The organism is Janthinobacterium sp. TPC_1 (genome assembly GCF_056037845.1).
Genome location: NZ_CP195157.1, coordinates 5,730,604 through 5,749,164, shown reverse-complemented (window position 1 = coordinate 5,749,164; position 18,561 = coordinate 5,730,604). Strand labels below are relative to the sequence as shown.

The 18,561-nt window shown below is 64.5% G+C and carries 17 protein-coding genes and 2 pseudogenes; 10 read left to right on the top strand and 9 right to left on the bottom strand.

Annotated elements, in window-relative coordinates:
• The first annotated feature begins 45 nt into the window (after nucleotides 1-45).
• A complete protein-coding gene (locus ACQVLG_RS27930) occupies nucleotides 46-1,587 on the top strand; it encodes a CHASE2 domain-containing protein (protein WP_474291980.1) in 1,542 nt (513 codons plus the stop codon).
• Nucleotides 1,588-1,667: 80 nt separating this feature from the next.
• Here the strand turns inward: ACQVLG_RS27930 and ACQVLG_RS27925 are convergent, their stop codons facing one another.
• From ACQVLG_RS27925 to ACQVLG_RS27905, 5 genes are read right to left on the bottom strand one after another with little or no spacing between them, the layout of a single operon-like run.
• On the bottom strand, nucleotides 1,668-2,018 hold the full coding sequence (locus ACQVLG_RS27925) for a type II toxin-antitoxin system ChpB family toxin (protein WP_474291979.1): 351 nt from the start codon (nucleotides 2,016-2,018) through the stop codon (nucleotides 1,668-1,670).
• A complete protein-coding gene (locus ACQVLG_RS27920) occupies nucleotides 2,012-2,263 on the bottom strand; it encodes an AbrB/MazE/SpoVT family DNA-binding domain-containing protein (protein WP_474291978.1) in 252 nt (83 codons plus the stop codon). Before ACQVLG_RS27920 ends, ACQVLG_RS27925 begins: the two co-directional genes overlap by 7 nt.
• Before the next feature lie 58 nt (nucleotides 2,264-2,321).
• The gene (locus tag ACQVLG_RS27915; RefSeq protein ID WP_474291977.1) at nucleotides 2,322-5,087 is read right to left on the bottom strand and encodes an Hsp70 family protein; all 2,766 of its coding nucleotides are present in this window, start codon (nucleotides 5,085-5,087) and stop codon (nucleotides 2,322-2,324) included.
• A 5-nt stretch (nucleotides 5,088-5,092) separates the two neighbouring features.
• On the bottom strand, nucleotides 5,093-6,961 hold the full coding sequence (locus ACQVLG_RS27910; protein WP_474291976.1) for an Hsp70 family protein: 1,869 nt from the start codon (nucleotides 6,959-6,961) through the stop codon (nucleotides 5,093-5,095).
• Complete coding sequence (locus ACQVLG_RS27905) at nucleotides 6,958-7,539, bottom strand: DUF2760 domain-containing protein (protein ID WP_474291975.1); 582 nt, start codon at nucleotides 7,537-7,539, stop codon at nucleotides 6,958-6,960. The genes ACQVLG_RS27910 and ACQVLG_RS27905 overlap by 4 nt, the downstream gene beginning before the upstream one ends.
• Before the next feature lie 254 nt (nucleotides 7,540-7,793).
• Here ACQVLG_RS27905 and ACQVLG_RS27900 point away from each other — a divergent pair, with 254 nt between their 5' ends.
• From ACQVLG_RS27900 to urtE, 8 genes and pseudogenes are all read left to right on the top strand, one after another.
• On the top strand, nucleotides 7,794-8,393 hold the full coding sequence (locus ACQVLG_RS27900) for a transglutaminase-like domain-containing protein (RefSeq protein ID WP_474291974.1): 600 nt from the start codon (nucleotides 7,794-7,796) through the stop codon (nucleotides 8,391-8,393).
• A gap of 16 nt (nucleotides 8,394-8,409) precedes the next feature.
• The gene (locus ACQVLG_RS27895) at nucleotides 8,410-8,898 is read left to right on the top strand and encodes a DUF4349 domain-containing protein (protein WP_474291973.1); all 489 of its coding nucleotides are present in this window, start codon (nucleotides 8,410-8,412) and stop codon (nucleotides 8,896-8,898) included.
• Nucleotides 8,895-9,197, top strand: a complete 303-nt coding sequence (locus ACQVLG_RS27890) for a DUF4349 domain-containing protein (RefSeq protein ID WP_474291972.1) — start codon at nucleotides 8,895-8,897, stop codon at nucleotides 9,195-9,197. The genes ACQVLG_RS27895 and ACQVLG_RS27890 overlap by 4 nt, the downstream gene beginning before the upstream one ends.
• 200 nt (nucleotides 9,198-9,397) lie before the next feature.
• On the top strand, nucleotides 9,398-10,651 hold the full coding sequence (gene urtA / locus ACQVLG_RS27885; RefSeq protein WP_474291971.1) for an urea ABC transporter substrate-binding protein: 1,254 nt from the start codon (nucleotides 9,398-9,400) through the stop codon (nucleotides 10,649-10,651).
• Between the two features lie 67 nt (nucleotides 10,652-10,718).
• Nucleotides 10,719-12,307: pseudogene (urtB, locus tag ACQVLG_RS27880) on the top strand (urea ABC transporter permease subunit UrtB).
• Entirely contained in the window at nucleotides 12,304-13,545 is a 1,242-nt protein-coding gene (urtC, locus tag ACQVLG_RS27875) for an urea ABC transporter permease subunit UrtC (RefSeq protein ID WP_474291970.1), read from the top strand. The pseudogene urtB and the gene urtC overlap by 4 nt, the downstream one beginning before the upstream one ends.
• Nucleotides 13,439-14,245, top strand: a complete 807-nt coding sequence (gene urtD / locus ACQVLG_RS27870; protein ID WP_474295828.1) for an urea ABC transporter ATP-binding protein UrtD — start codon at nucleotides 13,439-13,441, stop codon at nucleotides 14,243-14,245. The genes urtC and urtD overlap by 107 nt, the downstream gene beginning before the upstream one ends.
• An 18-nt stretch (nucleotides 14,246-14,263) precedes the next feature.
• Nucleotides 14,264-14,962, top strand: a complete 699-nt coding sequence (gene urtE, locus ACQVLG_RS27865; protein ID WP_474291969.1) for an urea ABC transporter ATP-binding subunit UrtE — start codon at nucleotides 14,264-14,266, stop codon at nucleotides 14,960-14,962.
• A gap of 2 nt (nucleotides 14,963-14,964) precedes the next feature.
• Here urtE and ACQVLG_RS27860 read toward each other — a convergent pair.
• Together ACQVLG_RS27860 and ACQVLG_RS27855 are read right to left on the bottom strand one after the other, a co-directional pair.
• Nucleotides 14,965-15,550: pseudogene (locus tag ACQVLG_RS27860) on the bottom strand (chromate transporter).
• Nucleotides 15,547-16,134, bottom strand: a complete 588-nt coding sequence (locus tag ACQVLG_RS27855; protein ID WP_230540679.1) for a chromate transporter — start codon at nucleotides 16,132-16,134, stop codon at nucleotides 15,547-15,549. The pseudogene ACQVLG_RS27860 and the gene ACQVLG_RS27855 overlap by 4 nt, the downstream one beginning before the upstream one ends.
• Nucleotides 16,135-16,351: 217 nt before the next feature.
• Between ACQVLG_RS27855 and ACQVLG_RS27850 the strand changes: the two genes are divergently transcribed.
• Complete coding sequence (locus tag ACQVLG_RS27850) at nucleotides 16,352-16,573, top strand: hypothetical protein (protein ID WP_474291968.1); 222 nt, start codon at nucleotides 16,352-16,354, stop codon at nucleotides 16,571-16,573.
• 416 nt (nucleotides 16,574-16,989) lie between these two features.
• Here the strand turns inward: ACQVLG_RS27850 and ACQVLG_RS27845 are convergent, their stop codons facing one another.
• The gene (locus ACQVLG_RS27845) at nucleotides 16,990-17,589 is read right to left on the bottom strand and encodes a hypothetical protein (RefSeq protein ID WP_474291967.1); all 600 of its coding nucleotides are present in this window, start codon (nucleotides 17,587-17,589) and stop codon (nucleotides 16,990-16,992) included.
• Between the two features lie 361 nt (nucleotides 17,590-17,950).
• On the bottom strand, nucleotides 17,951-18,493 hold the full coding sequence (locus ACQVLG_RS27840; protein ID WP_230540682.1) for a phosphohydrolase: 543 nt from the start codon (nucleotides 18,491-18,493) through the stop codon (nucleotides 17,951-17,953).
• Between the last annotated feature and the right edge of the window lie 68 nt (nucleotides 18,494-18,561).

Here is an 18,561-nt window from a genome sequence, read left to right as displayed (position 1 = left end):
TTGCTTGGGTGATAATTTATTCGCCGCACGCAAGGAGTATGCACCGTGGAAAAACGCCAGCCAGAACAACCGCGTCCCCCGCTGTGGCGGCGTCTGCTGTGGCCGGTCGCCCAGCTGGGCTCGGCCTTCAAGCTGACGGGCACGCACTTGCTGCACCACGTGATCGGCGCCAGCCTGATCGCCGCGCTGATGCTGGTGCTGGAAGGTTTTCATGTGCTCGAATGGCTCGATGCGGCCATGCTGCGCGCCAGCACGGCACAGGGGCAGCTGCTGGAGCGGGGCAAGGACCCGGGCGCCGCCTACCGGCCCGGCATCATCGAAATCGACCAGCCCGCGTTCGAACAGGTCTTCGACGAACGCGAACCGCTGGAGCGCACGCGCCTGGAGCAAGTGATCGCCAGCGCCGATGCGCGCGGCAGCCAGGTGCTGGCCATCGACCTGGACCTGGCGCCGGCCGTGTATGAGCAGCACAAGGCGGGCGAGCGGCCGCTGGACCGCCTGCTCGACCGGCTGGCCGCCGACGGCCGGCAACTGGTGCTGATCCTACCCGAACAATCGGACCGCAACGCGAACCTGGCGTGGATACGCGCGCGCTGCGCGGCCGGCATCCACTTCGCCAGCCCGCGGATCCGCGAACGCATGGGCGCCGTCACGCGCATCGAGCTGAAAAGCCCCGTGCTGGCGGCCGTGGCCTTCGAGCTGGCGCATGGCGCCGACGGGCAGGAGCGGCAGCAGCCCATGCCGGCCGCCTTGTCCGAGCAAAAGGAAGGGCTGGCGCTGGCCGGCCGCGTGTGCCAGCTGGCGCGGCGCACGGGCAGCGAAAAGGAGCTGGCGCGCTGGGCGTTCGAACCCGTGATCCACGGCGACGCCAGGGATGCGGCGGAGCAGAACGCCGTCACCGCGCCGTTTCACCCGGCCGCCGTGGCACCGCCATTTCTGAACCCCACGCGCACGCACGTCCAACTGATCGATGGGCAGGCCGGCGTGGATGCCGGGGCGCCGCGCAAGCACGTCGTGTACATCGGCAGCACCTATGACGTGCGCGACCGCTATACGACGGCCGAAGGCGAACAGGCCGGCCTGCACCTGCACGCGGCCGCCCACACCTCGCTGGGCATCGGCACGGCCGACGTCAACAAATACGTGGTCTTCGTCGCCGACATCGTCATCGGCGTGCTGCTGGGCTGCCTGTTCGGCGGCCTGTGGACCCTGTACGGCCGCGCCGAGCTGGCCATCGACAAGCGCATGGAAGACCATGATTTCAGCCGCCTGCACCGCATGGGCACCGTGGCGGAATTCTATGGCATCCGCCTGATGCTGGCGCTGGTGTGGGCTTCGCCCGTCGCCATCGGCGCGCTGGCCATCTACCTGTCGCGCGGCTTGCTGGAGCAGGGCTGGTGGGTCAATCCCGGCCCCCTGATCGCCGGCATGTTCCTGCACGCGATGTCGCTGCGCGACGAAGCCCACCACCCGCACGCGGAAGTGCCGGGCCTGTCCGTGTGGGCCCGGCTGCGCCGCACGCATCCCGGTATCGTGCTGGTGCAGGCGCCGCTGGCGGTGGTGCTGTTGATCATCGCCGTGATCTGAAACAGGTGAAATTGGCCGCTGGCTTGCCGCGTTATCGTGGCGCGCGCAGCGAGGGTGATCCGGCCACCGGTGACCGCTGATTAATCGGTAATGGCGCGTAGGCGTGCCAGCGCGTCTTCCACCACGAATTCGGGCGCGGTTTCGATGCGCTTTGCGCCGCGCGCTTCAAGGTCGAGCATGCGGATCTGGTTGACCAGCGCCACGCCCTGCGTCGTCGTGCCGCTGCCGCTCAAGGACGCGGCAAAGCCCGCGTGGCGGGCAAAATCGCCGCCTTGCGTGATGGGAGCGACCAGCACGACGCCAAGCGCGTTGAAGACGCTGGTGGACAGCACCAGCGCCGGCCGGTATGTACCGCGCTGCTCACGGCCTTCCGTTGGCTCCAGATTGACCATCACGATGTCGCCACGGCCGAACTGGACGCGCTTTACCATGCTTCGCGGCCTGCCGGTTTGACCTGGCTCCATGCCGCCATGTCGGCCGGTTCGGGCGCCGTGACATCGCATTGCGCCACCAGATCATCGAGCGTAAAGACGGGGCGCTTGGCTTTCAGGAATACGCCGTCGGGACGCACGTCCACGGCCAGTTTGTCGCCCAGCGACACCTTCAGCATGCCCAGCAGTTCTGTCGGCAAGCGCACCGCGGCGCTATTGCCCCATTTTTGGATGGATAGTTCCATGCGGCCTCCTATGTATCTACATTGTAGATTCATGTAATCGCATAATCAAGGACGGTGTTCACCCGATCAGCTTCAAGCCCGGCGGCAGCGCTTCGCCCAGCATGCGCTTGGTAGCCGCTTCGTCCAGTTGCGTCACTTCGCTGACCATGGCCTGCCACAGGGGCGGGGCGCCCACGGCTTTCAGGCGGGCCAGGATGGTGGCCCGCAGGTCGTCGCCGATGTCGCGCGAGCGGTCGCCCGTCATGCGCGCCAGGTGGGCGGCGGCAAACGCGGCCGGTTCCGTCTTTTTCCAGTCCAGCGCCAGCAGCACGTGCAGCCATTCGGCCACGGTGGCGCTGTCGACCACTTCGTGCGCGCTGCCGTGGAAGGGCTGGCGGGCGCCGACCCTGGCCAGCGCCCACAGGGTATTCGTGTCCGCCGCTTCGCCCTTTTTATCCGCCTTCTGCAGGCGCTTGATCAGCCAGGCGCCCACTTCGGCCTTGTAGGCGCCGGGGATGCGCTCGAGCGACGCGCCCAGGCGCAGCATGTCGTCGTCGCTGCCGTTCACCAGGGTGACGGGACGGCTGCCGCGCTGGGCCGCATCGGCTTGCAGGTTGAAGGCGAAGTCGTCGAGCAGGCGCAACTGCTGCTGCGTGCTCAAGCCGCCAGCCACGCGGCGCCACAGGGTCCACCATTCGGCGCACACCTGGTTGTCCTTGTGATGCTGGATGCCCGCGTCGAACAGCGCCCACAGCTGTTCCATGCGCCACGGGTCGAGCGCATCGCCATAGCCGGGCCGCAAACAGTAGCCGGCCAGGTTCAGCCACACCCGCTCATGTTCGGCGGAGCGGCGCCGGCCACGCGCGCGCAGCATGAGGGCATCGAACAGCTGGCGCAGCAGCGGCGTCTCCCAGCTCTCGCGCCCGCCCAGGCCCCGTTCCAGGTGCTGGCGCAACTGGCGCACTTCCTTGGTTTCGACCTTTTGCGCCTTGCCGCCGAAGATGCGCTCGATCTTCTCGACCGCTTCCTTCACGCGTGGCGGCACGCTGGACGTTTCGGCCTGCGTTTCCTCTTCGCCCCGCAACTGGAATTCCAGCAGCCAGCGCTGGCTTGCATCGGCTGCGGCCACGCAGTGCACTTCCAGGGTGCCCACTTCCGTCATCACGGTGGCCAGTTGCACGGTGATTTCGCGCTTGTCATTGCCGTCGCTGGCGTGCAGCACGCTGGCCAGCGGCGGCAGGCGCAGGTACTCGCCCGCGGCCAGGTCGACGATGTCGCCCAGCTGCGGCGGCGTGCCCGTTTCCGCGATGGACGAGGCCAGGTGGAAGCGCACGGGCCGGCCCAGGCGCAGCGCGAACAGGCGCTCCGTCAGGCGGATTTCCTCGCCGCTGGCGCTGCCGCGGGGCAGGATGCAGACGGCGCGGTCGTCCTTGCCCGCCTCGCCCAGCACGAGGAAATAGCTGCGCGGCGAACCGCCGCCGATGCGCGGCGCCTGGCCGCGCCGGGCCAGCGCGTAGGCGACGGCGCCACGCGCCACGGCCACGTCGGGGTTATCGTTGTGCAGGATGGTGAGGGGCTGACCGCGCCAGTGTTCCAGCGTGGCGGCCAGGCGGCGCGCCAGCGCGTCGGCGCGGAACACGCCGCCATTCACCAGCAGGGTATCGGGCAGTGTCCCTTGATGCTGCTGCAGGAAGCTGGCCAGGTGGCGCGTGATGGCCGCGTCCTGCGCATATGGCAGGCCGAATTCGACGATGCCGGCGCGGCCCTTTTTCGCCGTGTCAGCCAGTTCCACCTTCGGGAAGAAGCCGTCGACCACCATGGCCGCCACTTCCTCGCGCGTGACGTCGGCGGAACGGCTGCCGCCTATCAGGCGCGAGCCCCCGCCCAGCAGGGTGACGGTGGCGCTCTCTGGCGCGTCCTGCGACAGCAGCAATTCCTTGGCGGCGCGGCAGCGCTCCATCAGCTGCGACAGGCGCGCGGCGGACAGCTTCATGCCACCCTCGACGCCTGCGGCCATGCGCGTTTCCACCAGGTGGGCCAGCGCCAGGTCCATATTGTCGCCGCCGAGGATCAGGTGATTGCCCACGCTGCTGCGCGTGAGCTGGGGTGCGCCATCGTCGTCGAAGGCGACGTCGATCAGGCTGAAATCGGTGGTACCGCCGCCCACGTCGCAGACCAAAATGCGGCGCGTTTGCGCCAGGTCAAGCCGCAAGGTGTCGCGCCGCCGGTGCAGGTAGTCATAAAAGGCCGCTTGCGGTTCTTCCACCAGCCGCAAGGTGGGCAAGCCCGCCATGCGCGCCGCTGCCAGGGTGAGTGTGCGCGCACCCTCGTCGAACGAGGCGGGGATGGTCAGCACCAGTTCCTGCTCTTCCAGGGGCGCGTCGGGGAAGCGGTGATTCCACGCGGCGCGCACGTAGGCCAGATAGCTGGCGCTGGCCGCCACGGGCGAGACCTTGGTCACGTCGGCATCGGCGCCCCACGGCAAAATCGGCGCCTGGCGGTCCACGTTCGCGTGCGACAGCCAGCTCTTCGCGCTGGACACGAGCCGGCCCGGCACCTGCGCGCCGAGCTGGCGCGCGAAGGCGCCCAGCACGGCATGCTCAGCGTCCTGCTGCGGCCATGGCAGCTGCAAATCGCCCGCCGCCAGTTCGCCGGCGGCGGGGTGGTAGCGCAAGGACGGCAGCAGGGGGCGTGCGCCCACTTCGCCGGGAGCGACCAGCTGCTCGATGGCGAACAGGTTTATTCCTGCCTGCGCATCGCCAGCCGCCGCATACGCCACCACCGTATTGGTGGTGCCCAGGTCGATGCCGACCAGGAAGGCCGGCTTGCCCGCAGTGCTGCCCATGGCGCTTATTGCGGCGTGCCGCGCACGTCGAATTCCACCTTCCAGCGTTCGGCGCCGTCAGGGGAAACGGCCAGCAGCTCCAGGGTGCCCGCTTCTGTCACTCTGGCGTGCAGTTTGACTTGCACGACGTCGCCGGCCGAGCGGCCTTCGGCGGACAAGGTCGCCTGGATTTCGCTCAGTTCCTGCAATTCATCGGGACCCCAGAAGTCGAGCAAATCGCCGATCTGGTCGTTGCGGCGCGTGGACGAGGCGAAGAAGCGGAAGTGCACGGGCTCTCCCACGACGAGGCCGAATTGCTGGCCCGGCAGTTCCAGCTCGCTGCCTTCTTCCATGCCGAACGGCGCCACGCACAGGGCCTGGATCGGCGGTTCCATGCCGGGGATGGCGGGCATGGCCGATTCGATGGCGACATAAAAGGAACTGGCCGTGCCGCCGCGGATGCGCACGCCATGGCCGCGCCGCACGTAGCTGTAGTAGGCCGCGCCGCGCGCGACGGCCAGGTCCAGGTCGGCCCCGGCCAGCATGCGCGCCGGTTCCGCGCCTTCCATGTACAGCCAGTCGTTGACGGTGGCCATGATGCGCTGCACCAGCAGGTCGGACTTGAAGACGCCGCCGTTGAACAGCACGGCCGTCGGGTGCAGGAAGCTGGCGCCTTCCGCCTGGCGGCCGGCAAAACCTTCCAGTTCGCTGGTGGCCGCCACTTGCCGGCCCAGGAAGGCGGCCAGGTGGCGCGTGATGGCCGCGTCCTGCGCATACGGCAAGCCCAGTTGCGTCAGGCCGGCGCGCGTGCGCACGGCGGGGCGGCTCGACGCTTCCACCTGCGGGAAGAAGCCGTCGAGAATGAAGGTGGACACTTCCGCGCGCGTCAATTCCGTGCGGATGGAGCCGCCGATCAGTTTCGAGCCGCGGCTCGGCACGACGATCGGTGCCACATCGAGGCCGCTGTCGGCCAGCAGGCTTTCCTTGGCGCTGCGGCAGCCGTAAGTGAGTGCGCGCATCTGCCAGGCGTCCAGCTGGGTGCCGTTGGCGGCCAGCTTGCGCGCCACCAGGTGGGCCAGGGCCAGGTCCATATTGTCGCCGCCAAGCAGGATGTGTTCTCCGACCGCCACGCGGTGCGGTTCCAGCACGCCGTCGCGTTCCAGTACGGCGATCAGCGAAAAGTCGCTGGTGCCGCCGCCCACGTCGACCACTAAAATGATGTCGCCCGGCTTGACTTCCTTGCGCCAGCGTCCTTCGCTGGTCTGGATCCAGCTGTACAAGGCCGCTTGCGGCTCTTCCAGCAGGGTCAGTGACGCGTAGCCGGCCGCCTGCGCCGCTTCCATCGTCAGCTCGCGCGCGGCCGGATCGAACGAGGCGGGGATGGTGACGGTGATTTCCTGCTGCGCGAACGGCGCTTGCGGGTGGGCGTTGTCCCAGGCCTGGCGCAAGTGCGTCAGGTAGCGCGTGGCGGCCGTGATGGGCGAGATGCGCGCCACTTCCGCTGGCGCGTCGTTCGGCAGGATGGCCGCGCGGCGGTCCACGCCCGGGTGGCACAGCCAGCTCTTCGCGCTGGACACTAAACGGATCGGCGTGGTGGCGCCGCGGCTGCGGGCCATTTCGCCCACGACGAATGGCGCTTCGGCTTCCTCCGTGACCCAGGGCAGGGCCAGGTCGCCGGCCGCCACTTCGTCGGCGTGCGGCAGGTAGACGAACGATGGCAGCAGCGGCAATTCTTCGACGGTGCCCGGCGCCGACAGCTGCGGCACTTTCAGCACGCCGTGGCTGGATTGCTCGCCGTCGCTCTCGACCAGGTTCACGTATGACAGGGCACTGTGGGTGGTGCCCAGGTCGATGCCGATGGCGTAGCGCGGGGTAGGGTTGATGGTATCGCTCACAGTTCCACCTCGGCCGGCGCCAGGATGGCGGCGTCGTGCTGGCCGCTCAGTTTCGGCAGGCGCACGCTCGAGGCGCGCCAGCCGCGGTGGCTGAGGGTGCCCGTGAATGGCGCGGAACCGACGACGTTGCCCGTCAGGCGTACTTGCGCGGAATCAAAGCCTTCCTGCAGCACGATGCGGCTGCCCTCGGCTTCCTGGCGCACGGCCTCGATGGTGAAGTATTCGCGCATGACCTTGGCGCAGCCTTCATGCACGACGCGGGCGGCCGCGCCGATGTCGGCATCGGCATGGCTGCCCAGGTTTTCCTGGGTGAAGTCGATCAGGCGCGCTTCGCGTTGCAGCAGGGCCAGCAATTGCAGGGCCGCGTCGGGCGTAGCTTCTTTCAATATGACGGGCGCGGCGGCCGGCACGGGCGCTGGCGCCGGAGCCGGGGCCACGGGTGCCACGGGGGCGGCCTCGGGCAGGGACAATTTTTCCACGCGGGCCGCATAGGCGGCGTCCGACAGGGTGCTGAAGAAGGCGCCGAAGGCCAGCGGGACGCGGCGCCAGAACGATGGGTGGGACGATGGTGTGCTCATAGGAACTCGTTTCTCTGATCTGTAGGGTGGCGTCGGCGGCGGGGGCCGCTTCGCAAGGTAGTGCCATGTGCGGGGCCAACAGGGCCGGCTGCGTTTGCCCGCATGATACCAGCTACGGGGCCGGCGCCAAAGCCGCCGCCCCCGTTCCCGCCTGCCTGTGGCGTGGATTTTCTTTGTTCCTGCGCAAGGAAACGTTCGATTTCGTGCCGCTTCGACTAGAATCGCGCATTATCTTTTTGCATGACCTGGATGCCATGTCTACCGACTTTTCCCTGTATTTAGCCAGCAGCACTTACATCGACAGCGACCATCCGGCCGTGCGCGCCAAGGCGGCCGAACTGGCGGCAGGTGCCGTGGGCGACGCCGCCATCGCGGCCCGCTGCTTTAGCTTCGTGCGCGACGAGATCGCCCACAGCTGGGATTACCAGCGCAATCCCGTCACCTGCCGCGCTTCCGACGTGTTGCAGCATGGCACGGGTTATTGTTATGCGAAGAGCCATCTGCTGGCCGCGCTGCTGCGCGCCAACGGCATTCCCGCCGGCCTGTGCTACCAGCGCCTGGCCGTGGGCGAAATCGGGCCGCCGTTTTGCCTGCACGGCTTGAATGCCGTGTACTTGCAAGAATTTGGCTGGTACCGCATCGATGCGCGCGGCAACAAGCCCGGGGTCAATGCCGCCTTTACGCCGCCGCAGGAGCAACTGGCGTTTCCCGTGCTGGCGCCGGAAGAGCGCGATCTGCCGGAAATCTGGCCGGCACCGCTGCCCCAGGTGATCGCATCGCTGACCGGCCATGCGACCGTGCAGGACGTGGCCGCGCACTTGCCCGATATCGAATTGTTGCCGCTGAAAAAATAATCTCAAGAAAGAAATCATGAAAAAAGTGTATGTTGGCCTGCTAGGCCTGATGTTGCTGGCCGGTTGCGGCGGCAAGGGCGAGAGCGGCGGGCAATCGAGCGCCGCGCGTCTCGACGGCAAGGAAAAGGGCAGCGAGTTTCTTGCCTATGAACACAATGTCAGCGTCGATACGAGCGAGGCGCAAGTGCGGCCCCTGTATGAAAAAGTCGTCGCCGCCTGCAAGGCCGATACGGAAAACGGCTGTTTGCTGCTCGATTCCAGCGTCGACAGTGGCCGCTACGTGCATGCGCGCATCAGCATGCGGGCCAAGCCGGCCGGCATCAAAAAGCTCGTCGCGCTGGTCGCGGCGGAAGGCGACGTCACCAGCCAGGGCACCAAGGTGGAAGACCTGGGCCGTCCTGTGCTCGACAGCAAGAAGCGCCTGGAGATGCTCAGGCAATACCAGGCGCAGCTGCAGGACCTGGAAAAGCGCTCGGGCACGAACGTCGACGCCCTGATCAAGTGAGCAAGGAACTGGCCACCGTGCAAGTGGAGCTGGAGCAGGCGACGGCCGCCAATGCCCTGTTGATGCAGCGCATCGATACGGACTTGCTGAACGTGACCATCAGCGCCGAAGGCAAGCAATCGTTCTGGCGCCCCGTCAAGCGCGCGCTGGGCAATTTCACGGAAAACCTGTCGGAAGGCGTGGCCAACGCCATCACGGCCATGGCCTACATCCTGCCGTGGCTGATCGCATTCGTGCTGCTGTTCCCGCTGGGCCGCAAGGGCTGGCGCCGCTTGAGAGGCTTGCCGCGCAAGGATTGATGCGCAAGCATTAAAACCTCCGGCGCACCGTTTTACTGCAATTTGAAACCTGACTGCACAGTCCTTGTGCAGCCAGGTTTTTTTTCGTGCGGCGAGAGCCGCTTGCACCATGGCGTACACCTCTTGGCGCTGGCATGCATTCTGCTTTAACAACATCGCAAGCCCAGCTAGACCCCCACGAACCCATCACAGGAGTCCCCATGTCACGACGCATCATCCTGAAAGCGGCCGCCGCCGGCGCACTGGCCCTGGCCACGTCCACTTACATGCAGGCAGCCCTGGCCGCCGATACCATCAAAGTGGGCATCTTGCACTCCCTGTCGGGCACCATGGCCATTTCCGAAACGTCGCTGAAGGACGTGGCGCTGATGACGATTGCCGAGATCAATGCCAAGGGCGGCGTGCTGGGCAAGAAGCTGGAAGCCGTCGTCGTCGATCCCGCCTCGAACTGGCCTCTGTTTGCGGAAAAAGCGAGACAGCTGGTGGCGCAGGATAAAGTGGCCGTGGTATTCGGCTGCTGGACGTCCGTGTCGCGCAAGTCGGTGTTGCCGGTGTTCAAGGAACTCAACAGCCTGCTGTTTTACCCGGTGCAATACGAGGGCGAGGAGCTGGAAAAGAATGTGTTTTATACGGGCGCCGCACCGAACCAGCAGGCGATTCCCGCCGTGGAATACCTGATGAGCAAGGATGGGGGCGGGGCCAAGCGCTTCGTGCTGCTGGGCACGGATTACGTGTATCCGCGCACCACCAACAAGATCTTGCGCGCCTTTCTGAAAAGCAAGGGAGTCAAGGATAGCGATATCAGCGAGGTCTACACGCCGTTCGGCCATGCCGACTATCAAACCATCGTCGCCAACATCAAGAAGTTTTCCACGGGCGGCAAGACGGCCGTCATTTCCACCATCAATGGCGATTCGAACGTGCCGTTCTACAAGGAACTGGGCAATGCGGGCTTGAAAGCCACGGACGTGCCCGTCGTCGCGTTTTCCGTGGGCGAGGAAGAGCTGCGCGGCATCGATACCAAGCCGCTGCTGGGCCATCTGGCAGCGTGGAATTATTTCGAATCCGTCAAGAATCCCGTCAACACGGCCTTCATCAAGCAGTGGAAAGCGTATGCGGTGGCGCAGAAGCTGCCGAACGCGGCTTCGGTGGTGACGAACGACCCGATGGAAGCGACCTACGTCGGCATCCACATGTGGGCGCAAGCCGTGGAAAAGGCCAAATCGACGGACACGGACAAGGTGATCGCCGCCATGGCGGGCCAGAGCGTCAAGGCGCCATCGGGCTTTACCCTGACCATGGATGCGACGAACCACCACCTGCACAAGCCCGTGATGATCGGCGAGATCAAGGCCGATGGGCAATTCAATGTCGTGTGGAAAACCAAGGAACCGATACGCGCCCAGCCGTGGAGCCCGTTTATCAAGGGTAATGAGGGTAAGCAGAAGCTGTAAAAGCCACGCCAGCGCCATCGGGCAGGTGTCCGGTGGCGCCGACCATCAACGCTTTCCCGGGATATCAATGAGGCTATTCACATCGCTGCTGGTCTTCGCCTGCCTGTGCCTGTCGTCCATGGCGCAGGCCGCCATCCCACCAGAATTGCTCAAGCCGCTGGCCGGCGACGATTCCGACGCCAGGGTCGCCGCCGTCGCGCAGATCGCCGCCCTGGCCACGCCCGAGGCCGCCAAGGTGCTGCAGGCGCTGCAGGACGACGCCTTGTATGCCGCACCCGACGGCAAGGTGTATATCGTCGAGGGCGAGCAGGCATATGACCCGGCAAGCGGCCGGAACGTGCCGCTGCCGGAAGGCATCGACGGCGTGATGGTCAACAACCGCTTGCGCGCGGCTGTGGCAGGCGCCTTGTCGGGTTTGCAGCTGCTGGCGCCGGAGCGCAGCGCCCGCCTGGCCGCCGCGCAAGCCTTGCAAAAGGCGGTCGACCCCGCGCAGCTCCCCCTGATCCGCACCGCGCTGGCGCGGGAAAGCGACGCTGAAATTCAACAACTATTGCAAGTGCTGATCGCCAGCGCCAACCTGCATGCACCCGACGCCGCCACGCGCAAGGCCGCCGTGCAGGCGCTGGCCGGCAGCAGCGCGATGCGCGCCTGCTGCCCGTGCTGCAAGCCATGCTGGAGCAGGGCGGTGAACCGGACGAAGCCGTGCAGCTGGCCGCCATCGAGACCATGCGCCAGATCAAGGGCAGAGTGGCGCGCATGGAATTGGCCGGCAATGTGTTCTACGGCATTTCCCTGGGCAGCGTGCTGCTGCTGGCCGCGCTGGGGCTGGCCATCACGTTCGGCTTGATGGGCATCATCAACATGGCGCACGGCGAATTGCTGATGATAGGCGCTTACACGACCTACCTGTGCCAGCTGTTCTTCCGCACTTACTTGCCCGGCCTGCAGGATGCGTATCTGCTGGCCGCCTTGCCGGCCGCCTTTTTTGTTGCCGGCCTGGTGGGCGTGATGCTGGAACGCACGGTGATCCGCTGGTTGTACGGGCGGCCGCTGGAAACCCTGCTGGCCACCTCGGGCATCAGCCTGATCCTCATGCAGCTGGTCCGCACCATCTTTGGCGCGCAAAACGTGGAAGTGGCCAACCCGGCCTGGATGTCGGGCGGTGTCACCGTGCTGGGCGGCCTCGTGCTGCCGTACAACCGGCTGGCCATCATCGTCTTCGCCGTCATCGTCGTCGTGGCCGTGTGGTTGATCCTGAACAAGACACGGCTGGGACTGTTCGTGCGGGCCGTTACGCAAAACCGCCGCATGGCCGATTGCGTGGGCGTGGCCACGGGCAAGGTCGACATGCTCACGTTCGGCCTCGGGTCCGGCATCGCCGGGCTCGGCGGCGTGGCTCTGTCGCAGCTGGGCAATGTGGGGCCGGACCTGGGCCAAAGCTACATCGTCGATTCCTTCATGGTGGTGGTGCTCGGTGGCGTGGGCCAGCTGGCCGGCACCGTGATCGCCGCGCTGGGACTGGGCGAAGTCAACAAATTCCTCGAACCGGTGGCGGGTGCCGTGCTGGCGAAGATCGCCATTTTGATATTCATCATCATTTTCATCCAGCGCCGGCCGCAGGGCCTGTTTGCCATGAAGGGACGCAGCGTCGAATGATTACCTCATATCAATCCAAGCCTGGCCTGTTCACGCGGCCCGTCTGGCTGGCGATTGCCGCCTGTACATTACTGGCGGCGTTGTTGCCGATTTTCAATCTGGCATTTGCCGAAGGGCATGCCTTGCACGTGTCCGCCTACACGGTGGCGCTGGTGGGCAAGTTCATGTGCTACGCGCTGGCAGCGCTGGCGCTGGACCTCGTCTGGGGCTACACGGGCATCCTGTCGCTGGGACACGGCGTGTTCTTTGCCCTGGGCGCGTATGCGCACGGCATGTATCTGATGCGCGCCATCGGTGACCAGGGCCAGTACCACAGCAGCTTGCCCGATTTCATGGTCTTTCTCGACTGGAAGACTTACCCCTGGTACTGGGCCTTCACGGAACATTTCTGGTACTGCATGGCCCTCGTCGTGCTGGTGCCGGGGGTGCTGGCCTTCGTGTTTGGTTACTTTGCCTTTCGCTCGCGCATCAAGGGCGTGTATTTTTCCATCATCACGCAAGCGATGACGTATGCCTTCATGCTCTTGTTCTTCCGCAATGACACTGGCTTTGGCGGCAACAACGGTTTCACGGATTTCAAGACGATACTGGGCCACAGCATCACGGCGCCCGCCACCCGGGCCGTGCTGTTCCTGCTGACGCTCACCTTCCTGCTGGCGGCGCTGGTGGGCGCGCGCGCCATCGTCCGCTCGAAACTGGGCAGGGTGCTGCAGGGCGTGCGCGACAGCGAGGCGCGCTTGATGTTTCTCGGCTACAACCCGCTGTGGTTCAAGCTGTTTGTGTGGACCTTGTCGGCCGTGCTGTGCGGCATTGCCGGCGCCCTGTACGTGCCGCAAGTGGGCATCATCAATCCGTCGGAGATGTCGCCCGCCAACTCCATCGAGATGGTCGTGTGGGTGGCGGTAGGCGGGCGGGGGACTTTAATCGGCCCGATTCTGGGCGCCTTCACCGTCAACGGCTTGAAAAGCTGGTTCACGGCAGCCTTGCCGGAACTGTGGCTGTTCGCGCTGGGCTTGCTGTTCATCGGCGTCACCCTGTTCATGCAGCAAGGCATGCTGGGCGTGTTGCGCAAGATCAAACGCAAGCCCCCGTGGCAGAGGAGGCCGCATGAGCATCCGCATGTTGCCCGGCATGGCCAGCACCGAGGCTGGCCCCACGTACTCGCGCGTAAAAGGCGAGGGCGTCGATACGACGCATGGCGCCATTTTGTATCTGGAAGACATCAGCGTGTCGTTTGACGGCTTCAAGGCCATCAACAAGCTGAGCCTCGATATTTCCGTGGGTGAGTTGCGCTGCATCATCGGCCCTAACGGCGCGGGCAAGACGACGATGATGGATGTGATCACGGGCAAGACGCGGCCCACGTCCGGCACGGCATGGTTTGGCCAGACCATGAATCTGGCGACCATGACGGAAGCGCAGATCGCCCACGCCGGCATCGGCCGCAAGTTCCAGCGGCCCACCGTGTTCGAGCAGCACACGGTGTTCGACAACCTGGAACTGGCGATGAAGATGGACAAGCGCGTGGCGCCCACCCTGTTTGCGCGCCTGTCTTCCGAGCAGGCGGGCAGGATCGAAGCGGTCTTGCGTTTGATCCGCCTCCATGGCCACGAGGCGCGGCCGGCCGGTTTGCTGTCGCACGGGCAAAAGCAGTGGCTGGAAATCGGCATGCTGCTGATGCAGGAGCCGCAGCTGATTTTGCTGGACGAGCCCGTGGCCGGCATGTCGGACGCGGAAACAGCGCGCACGGCGGAACTCCTCAATGAATTGCGCGGCAAACATTCGATCATGGTGGTCGAGCACGACATGGGGTTCGTCACGGAAATCGCCCGGCAAGGCATCGTCACCGTGCTGCATGAAGGTGCCGTGCTGGCGCAGGGGCGCATGGACGAGGTGCAAGCGGACGAGCGCGTCATCGAAGTCTATCTGGGAAGGTAATAGGGGAGATCACAGACTATGCTGGAAGTACAACAGTTAAATCAATACTATGGCTCCTCGCACACCTTGCGCGGCATCAACTTGTCGGCGCGCAAGGGCGAATGCCTGGCCTTGCTGGGGCGTAATGGCGTGGGCAAGACGACCTTGCTGAAATGCCTGATGGGCGTGCTGCCCGTGGCGCAGGGCACGGTGGTGTTCCAGGGGCGCGACATCACGAAAATGACGCCGCATGCGCGCGCAAAGCTGGGCATCGCCTACGTGCCGCAGGGACGCGATATCTTTGCGCGCCTGACGGTCGAGGAAAACTTGCTGATGGGCATGGCGGTGAAACGGGGCAGGCAAGCGGCGCGCATCGATCCCCACGTGTACGAGCTGTTTCCAGTGCTCAAGGAGATGCTGCAGCGGCGCGGCGGTGATTTATCGGGCGGGCAACAGCAGCAGCTGGCCATCGCCCGCGCCCTGCTGGCCGAGCCGCAGCTGATCATCTTCGACGAGCCGACCGAGGGCATCCAGCCCTCCGTCATCAAGGATATCGGCAGGGTCATTTCCTTGTTGAAACAGCGCGGCGACATGGCCATCGTGCTGTGCGAGCAATATTTCGATTTCGCCCGCGAGCTGGCCGACGACTTCATTGTGCTGTCGCGGGGGCAGGTGGTGGCCAGTGGCAAGGCGGCGCAGATGGATGGCGAGGACGTGAAGCGCCACCTGGCCGTGTAAGGTCAGACGAGCTGCAGCCAGCCCAGGATCGCACCGCCCGCCAGCAGCCACAATAAATGGATCTTCGTGCGCCAGATGATCAGGCCGGCCACGATGGACAGGCTCCACAGGGGCCAGTCCGTGCGGATGTCGTGGTTGGCGCCGCCCAGGATCATGCCCGTGGAAATCAGGAGGGCGACGACGATGGGCGCCATGCCTTGCTTGAATGCGCGCACGGGGCGCAGGTCGCGGTTGCGGTAGCCCCACTGGGCCGCCACGTAGGTGAGGGTGGTGCTGGGCAGCATGATGCCCACCATCGTGATGAATACGCCGAGGTAAGCGGCCGTGTAGCTGCCCGCGTTCATGCCCACGTTCCAGCCCATCAGGGCGACGAACAGCACGTTGGGGCCGGGGGCGGCTTGCGCGATGGCGATCGACTCGTTGAATTGCGCCTGGGGTCAGCCAGCCATGCTGTTCGACGAGGAAGCGGTGCATTTCGGACGTGGTGGAAATGGCGCCGCCGATCGACATCAGCGACAGCATCAGGTAGTGGCCGAACAGGTTCAGCCAGTCGCCCGCGCTCAACACCAGTTGCAATGGCGGCGTCATGCGGACAGCTTCCGGTACGTCAGCAGGCAGCCGATGCCGCCCAGGCCCAGCAGGATGTACAGCAGGGGCCAGCGGAAGATCGCCACCATCAGCACACCCAGCACGGCGATGGGCAAGGTCAGCCACAGGGGCAGCGGATGCCTGGCCAGCGCGGTCGCCAGCTTTACGCCTGTGGCGGCGATCATGCCGGCCGACACGGCCGCCATGCCGCGCAGGGCGCCCGCCATCTGCGGGTTGTCGCCAAAGCGCGTGTACAGCACACCCAGCAGCAAGACGATGACGAGGGGCACGGCCAGCATGCCGGCCAGCGCCGTCAGCGCGCCTTTCAAACCGAAATAGCGTCCGCCCACCATCAGCGACAGGTTGACGACATTCGGCCCCGGCATGATTTGCGCCACGGCCCAGTCTTCCAGGAATTCCTCCTGCGTCAGCCAGCGTTTGCGCTCGACCATTTCACGCTGGATCACGGCCAGCACGCCGCCGAACCCCTGCAGGGCCAGCCAGGTGAACGAGAAGAACAGGTCGGCAAGCGAGGCGGGCTGCGGGCGGGACGGGTCGGGCGGAAGGGGCGAAGGCGAGGGCATGGCTGATTATCGCCGTGGCCGAGCGGGCTTGTCCACCGCTTTCGGCTTTGCTTGTGCCTGCAAGAAAAAAACCGTGGCTCATGTTTCCCTGCCATTGACATCGTGAGTTTATCGGCAATACTTTGAGCGGCAACATGACCGCTGTCCCTGTCCGCTGGCGCGGTTCGCACCGCTACGCCATTTCATCTCTCCGTCCCCTACGCAGGAGTTGCTTATCATGCCTCATTCCACAGAAACGCTGCATATGCCCGTCAACCCCGCGGTGCGGCACGCCCGCGTCGACCAGAAGATGTCCGACATCGTCGATCTGGGCATTGCCGTGCAGGCGGCCTTCAGTACCTTGTGCGCGCTGGAATACCTGAAGTCATACAATATCGCCCCCGAACTGATCGAGCGCGTGCTGCTGCACCCGGAGCAGCGCCGCCAGACCGTGCATTGAGTATCCGCACGGCAACTGTGTTGCCGGTGGCCGCAGTCCGATATTGTCGGATTGATCACTATGGCTCAGTTATGCACAAATGATGAGTTAGCGAAATTGGCGAAATAATTTTCTTGTGATTATGTGTGATTTTCTAAGTGTTTGATTTTAATGGATTTTATTTTTGCTGTTTGATTGAGCAGTTTATTGAAAGCCGCACGGGCTGTGGCTTTGAAGGCTGTCAATAGGCGCTTATCCACAAAGATATCCACAGTCCGTGTGGATATCTGAAAAAGCGCTTAACAATCCGCCACTTAGGAAATCGGGGTCGTTCAGTCCATGCAAAGGGTTGGCAAGATGGGCCAAAATGGGGCAGGGCACAAGCCTGTATGCCCATCCAGTACTCTTGTTTTATGACTGAAAGTAGCTGCGCCCGATCAGGGCGTGCCGCCGGCTGGCGCCGGTGGCGCATCGCCGCACTGGGCCAGGGCGGCGGCCAGTTCGGCAAGCTGTTGCTGCGCTTCGCGCAAGGTGGCGTAGGTGCGCAGCGAGGCGATCACGGTAGTAAACAACTTGCGCGTGGTGAGGTCGGTCTTGCACCAGAAATCGTTGATGTCGTAGTCGATGATGATGCGGTGTTCCAGCGCCTGGCCAGGCTGGCCCGTGCGCAGGATGATGCGCACGGCACTGTTGTGCAAGTCTTCGCGCACCTGGCGCGCCACTTGCAGGCCGGCATCCTGGGTTTCCATGATGACATCGAGCAGCACCACGGCAATATCGGATGTGCTGCGCAGCAAGGTCAACGCCTCGGCGCCCGAGTAGGCGTGCAGAAAGCTCAGCCTGCGGCCCTGGAAGCTGGCCTGGCTGAGGGCGAACTTGGTCACCACGTGCACGTCGACATCGTCATCGACGATCAGCACGCGCCATGGTGTTGCGTTGGCAGTCTCTGCCGCCGCATTTGCCCGTTCCAGCGGCTCATCGACCAGCCAGTCCGGTTCGTCCGCCCCCTTGGCGGAACTGTCGCTATCCATATTCATGCGTTTATCCACCGTTGATCGTGCTCGCTCACTCCACACTATGCCAGTCTGCGGGGTTTGTCAAAATAATGCTGTTCAGGCAAGACGGTCTGGGCAGGATTGCTTATGCACAGCAAAATATATTTTCATGGCTGTCGAATAACTTTGCGTTGGCGCAAACCCATGGTCCTAAGTCATTGATTTCATTGGGGTAAAAAATTGCCTGTGAAATCAGCAAATTATTGAAACCCGCATCAATACTGGCGTTGCGGCTTGTCAAGAGGGGCTTATCAACAACTTTATCCACAGTTGCTGTGGATATCTAAAAAAGCCGTGCAAAAACCGGGGCTTAGCGCCCGTTCGCGAGGCTGGGCAAACGCCGTCATGCCGCAAGCCCAAGCCCGCTCAGCCGGGCAAACGCATGCAGGAAGCGCTGCTTGGCTTCGGCCGGGCCCATGGCCTCGATTATACCGGGCAAGGGGGCGATGCCGTCAAGGTAAGCCCAGCGCTCGGCCGAGTGCGGCATCAGGTCGCGCTTTTCCGTGGCCAGCGCGATCAGGTCGGCCCGCTTGATGGGGGCGTAGTCGGAAAAATCCAGGCCATACGTGGCGGCGATGATGGCGCTGACCTTGTCTTCCAGCACGGCAAATTCCGGCAGCAGCACTTTCAAGGGCTTCACCATGTCGCCCAGGTAGGCTTCGGCCGCGTCGTGCAGCAGGGCGGCCAGGCGCAAAGGGGGCGGCACCAGCTCGGCGACGATCAGGCTGTGCTGGGCGACCGAATAAAACACTTGCGTCTGTCCATTGAAGCGGCACTGGTACGCGAGGCCGTGGGCGATGTCTTCGATGGCGACCTTGTCGATATGCGGGCGCAAGGGATAAAAGCGGTTGCCGGAATAGGTGGATACGTAGTCGGTAGTAATCATTTCAGGGTCAGTTCGCCTGCTTTGCACGGATGATCCATCCTACACCGGATGGCTGCCGCTTGCCTCAC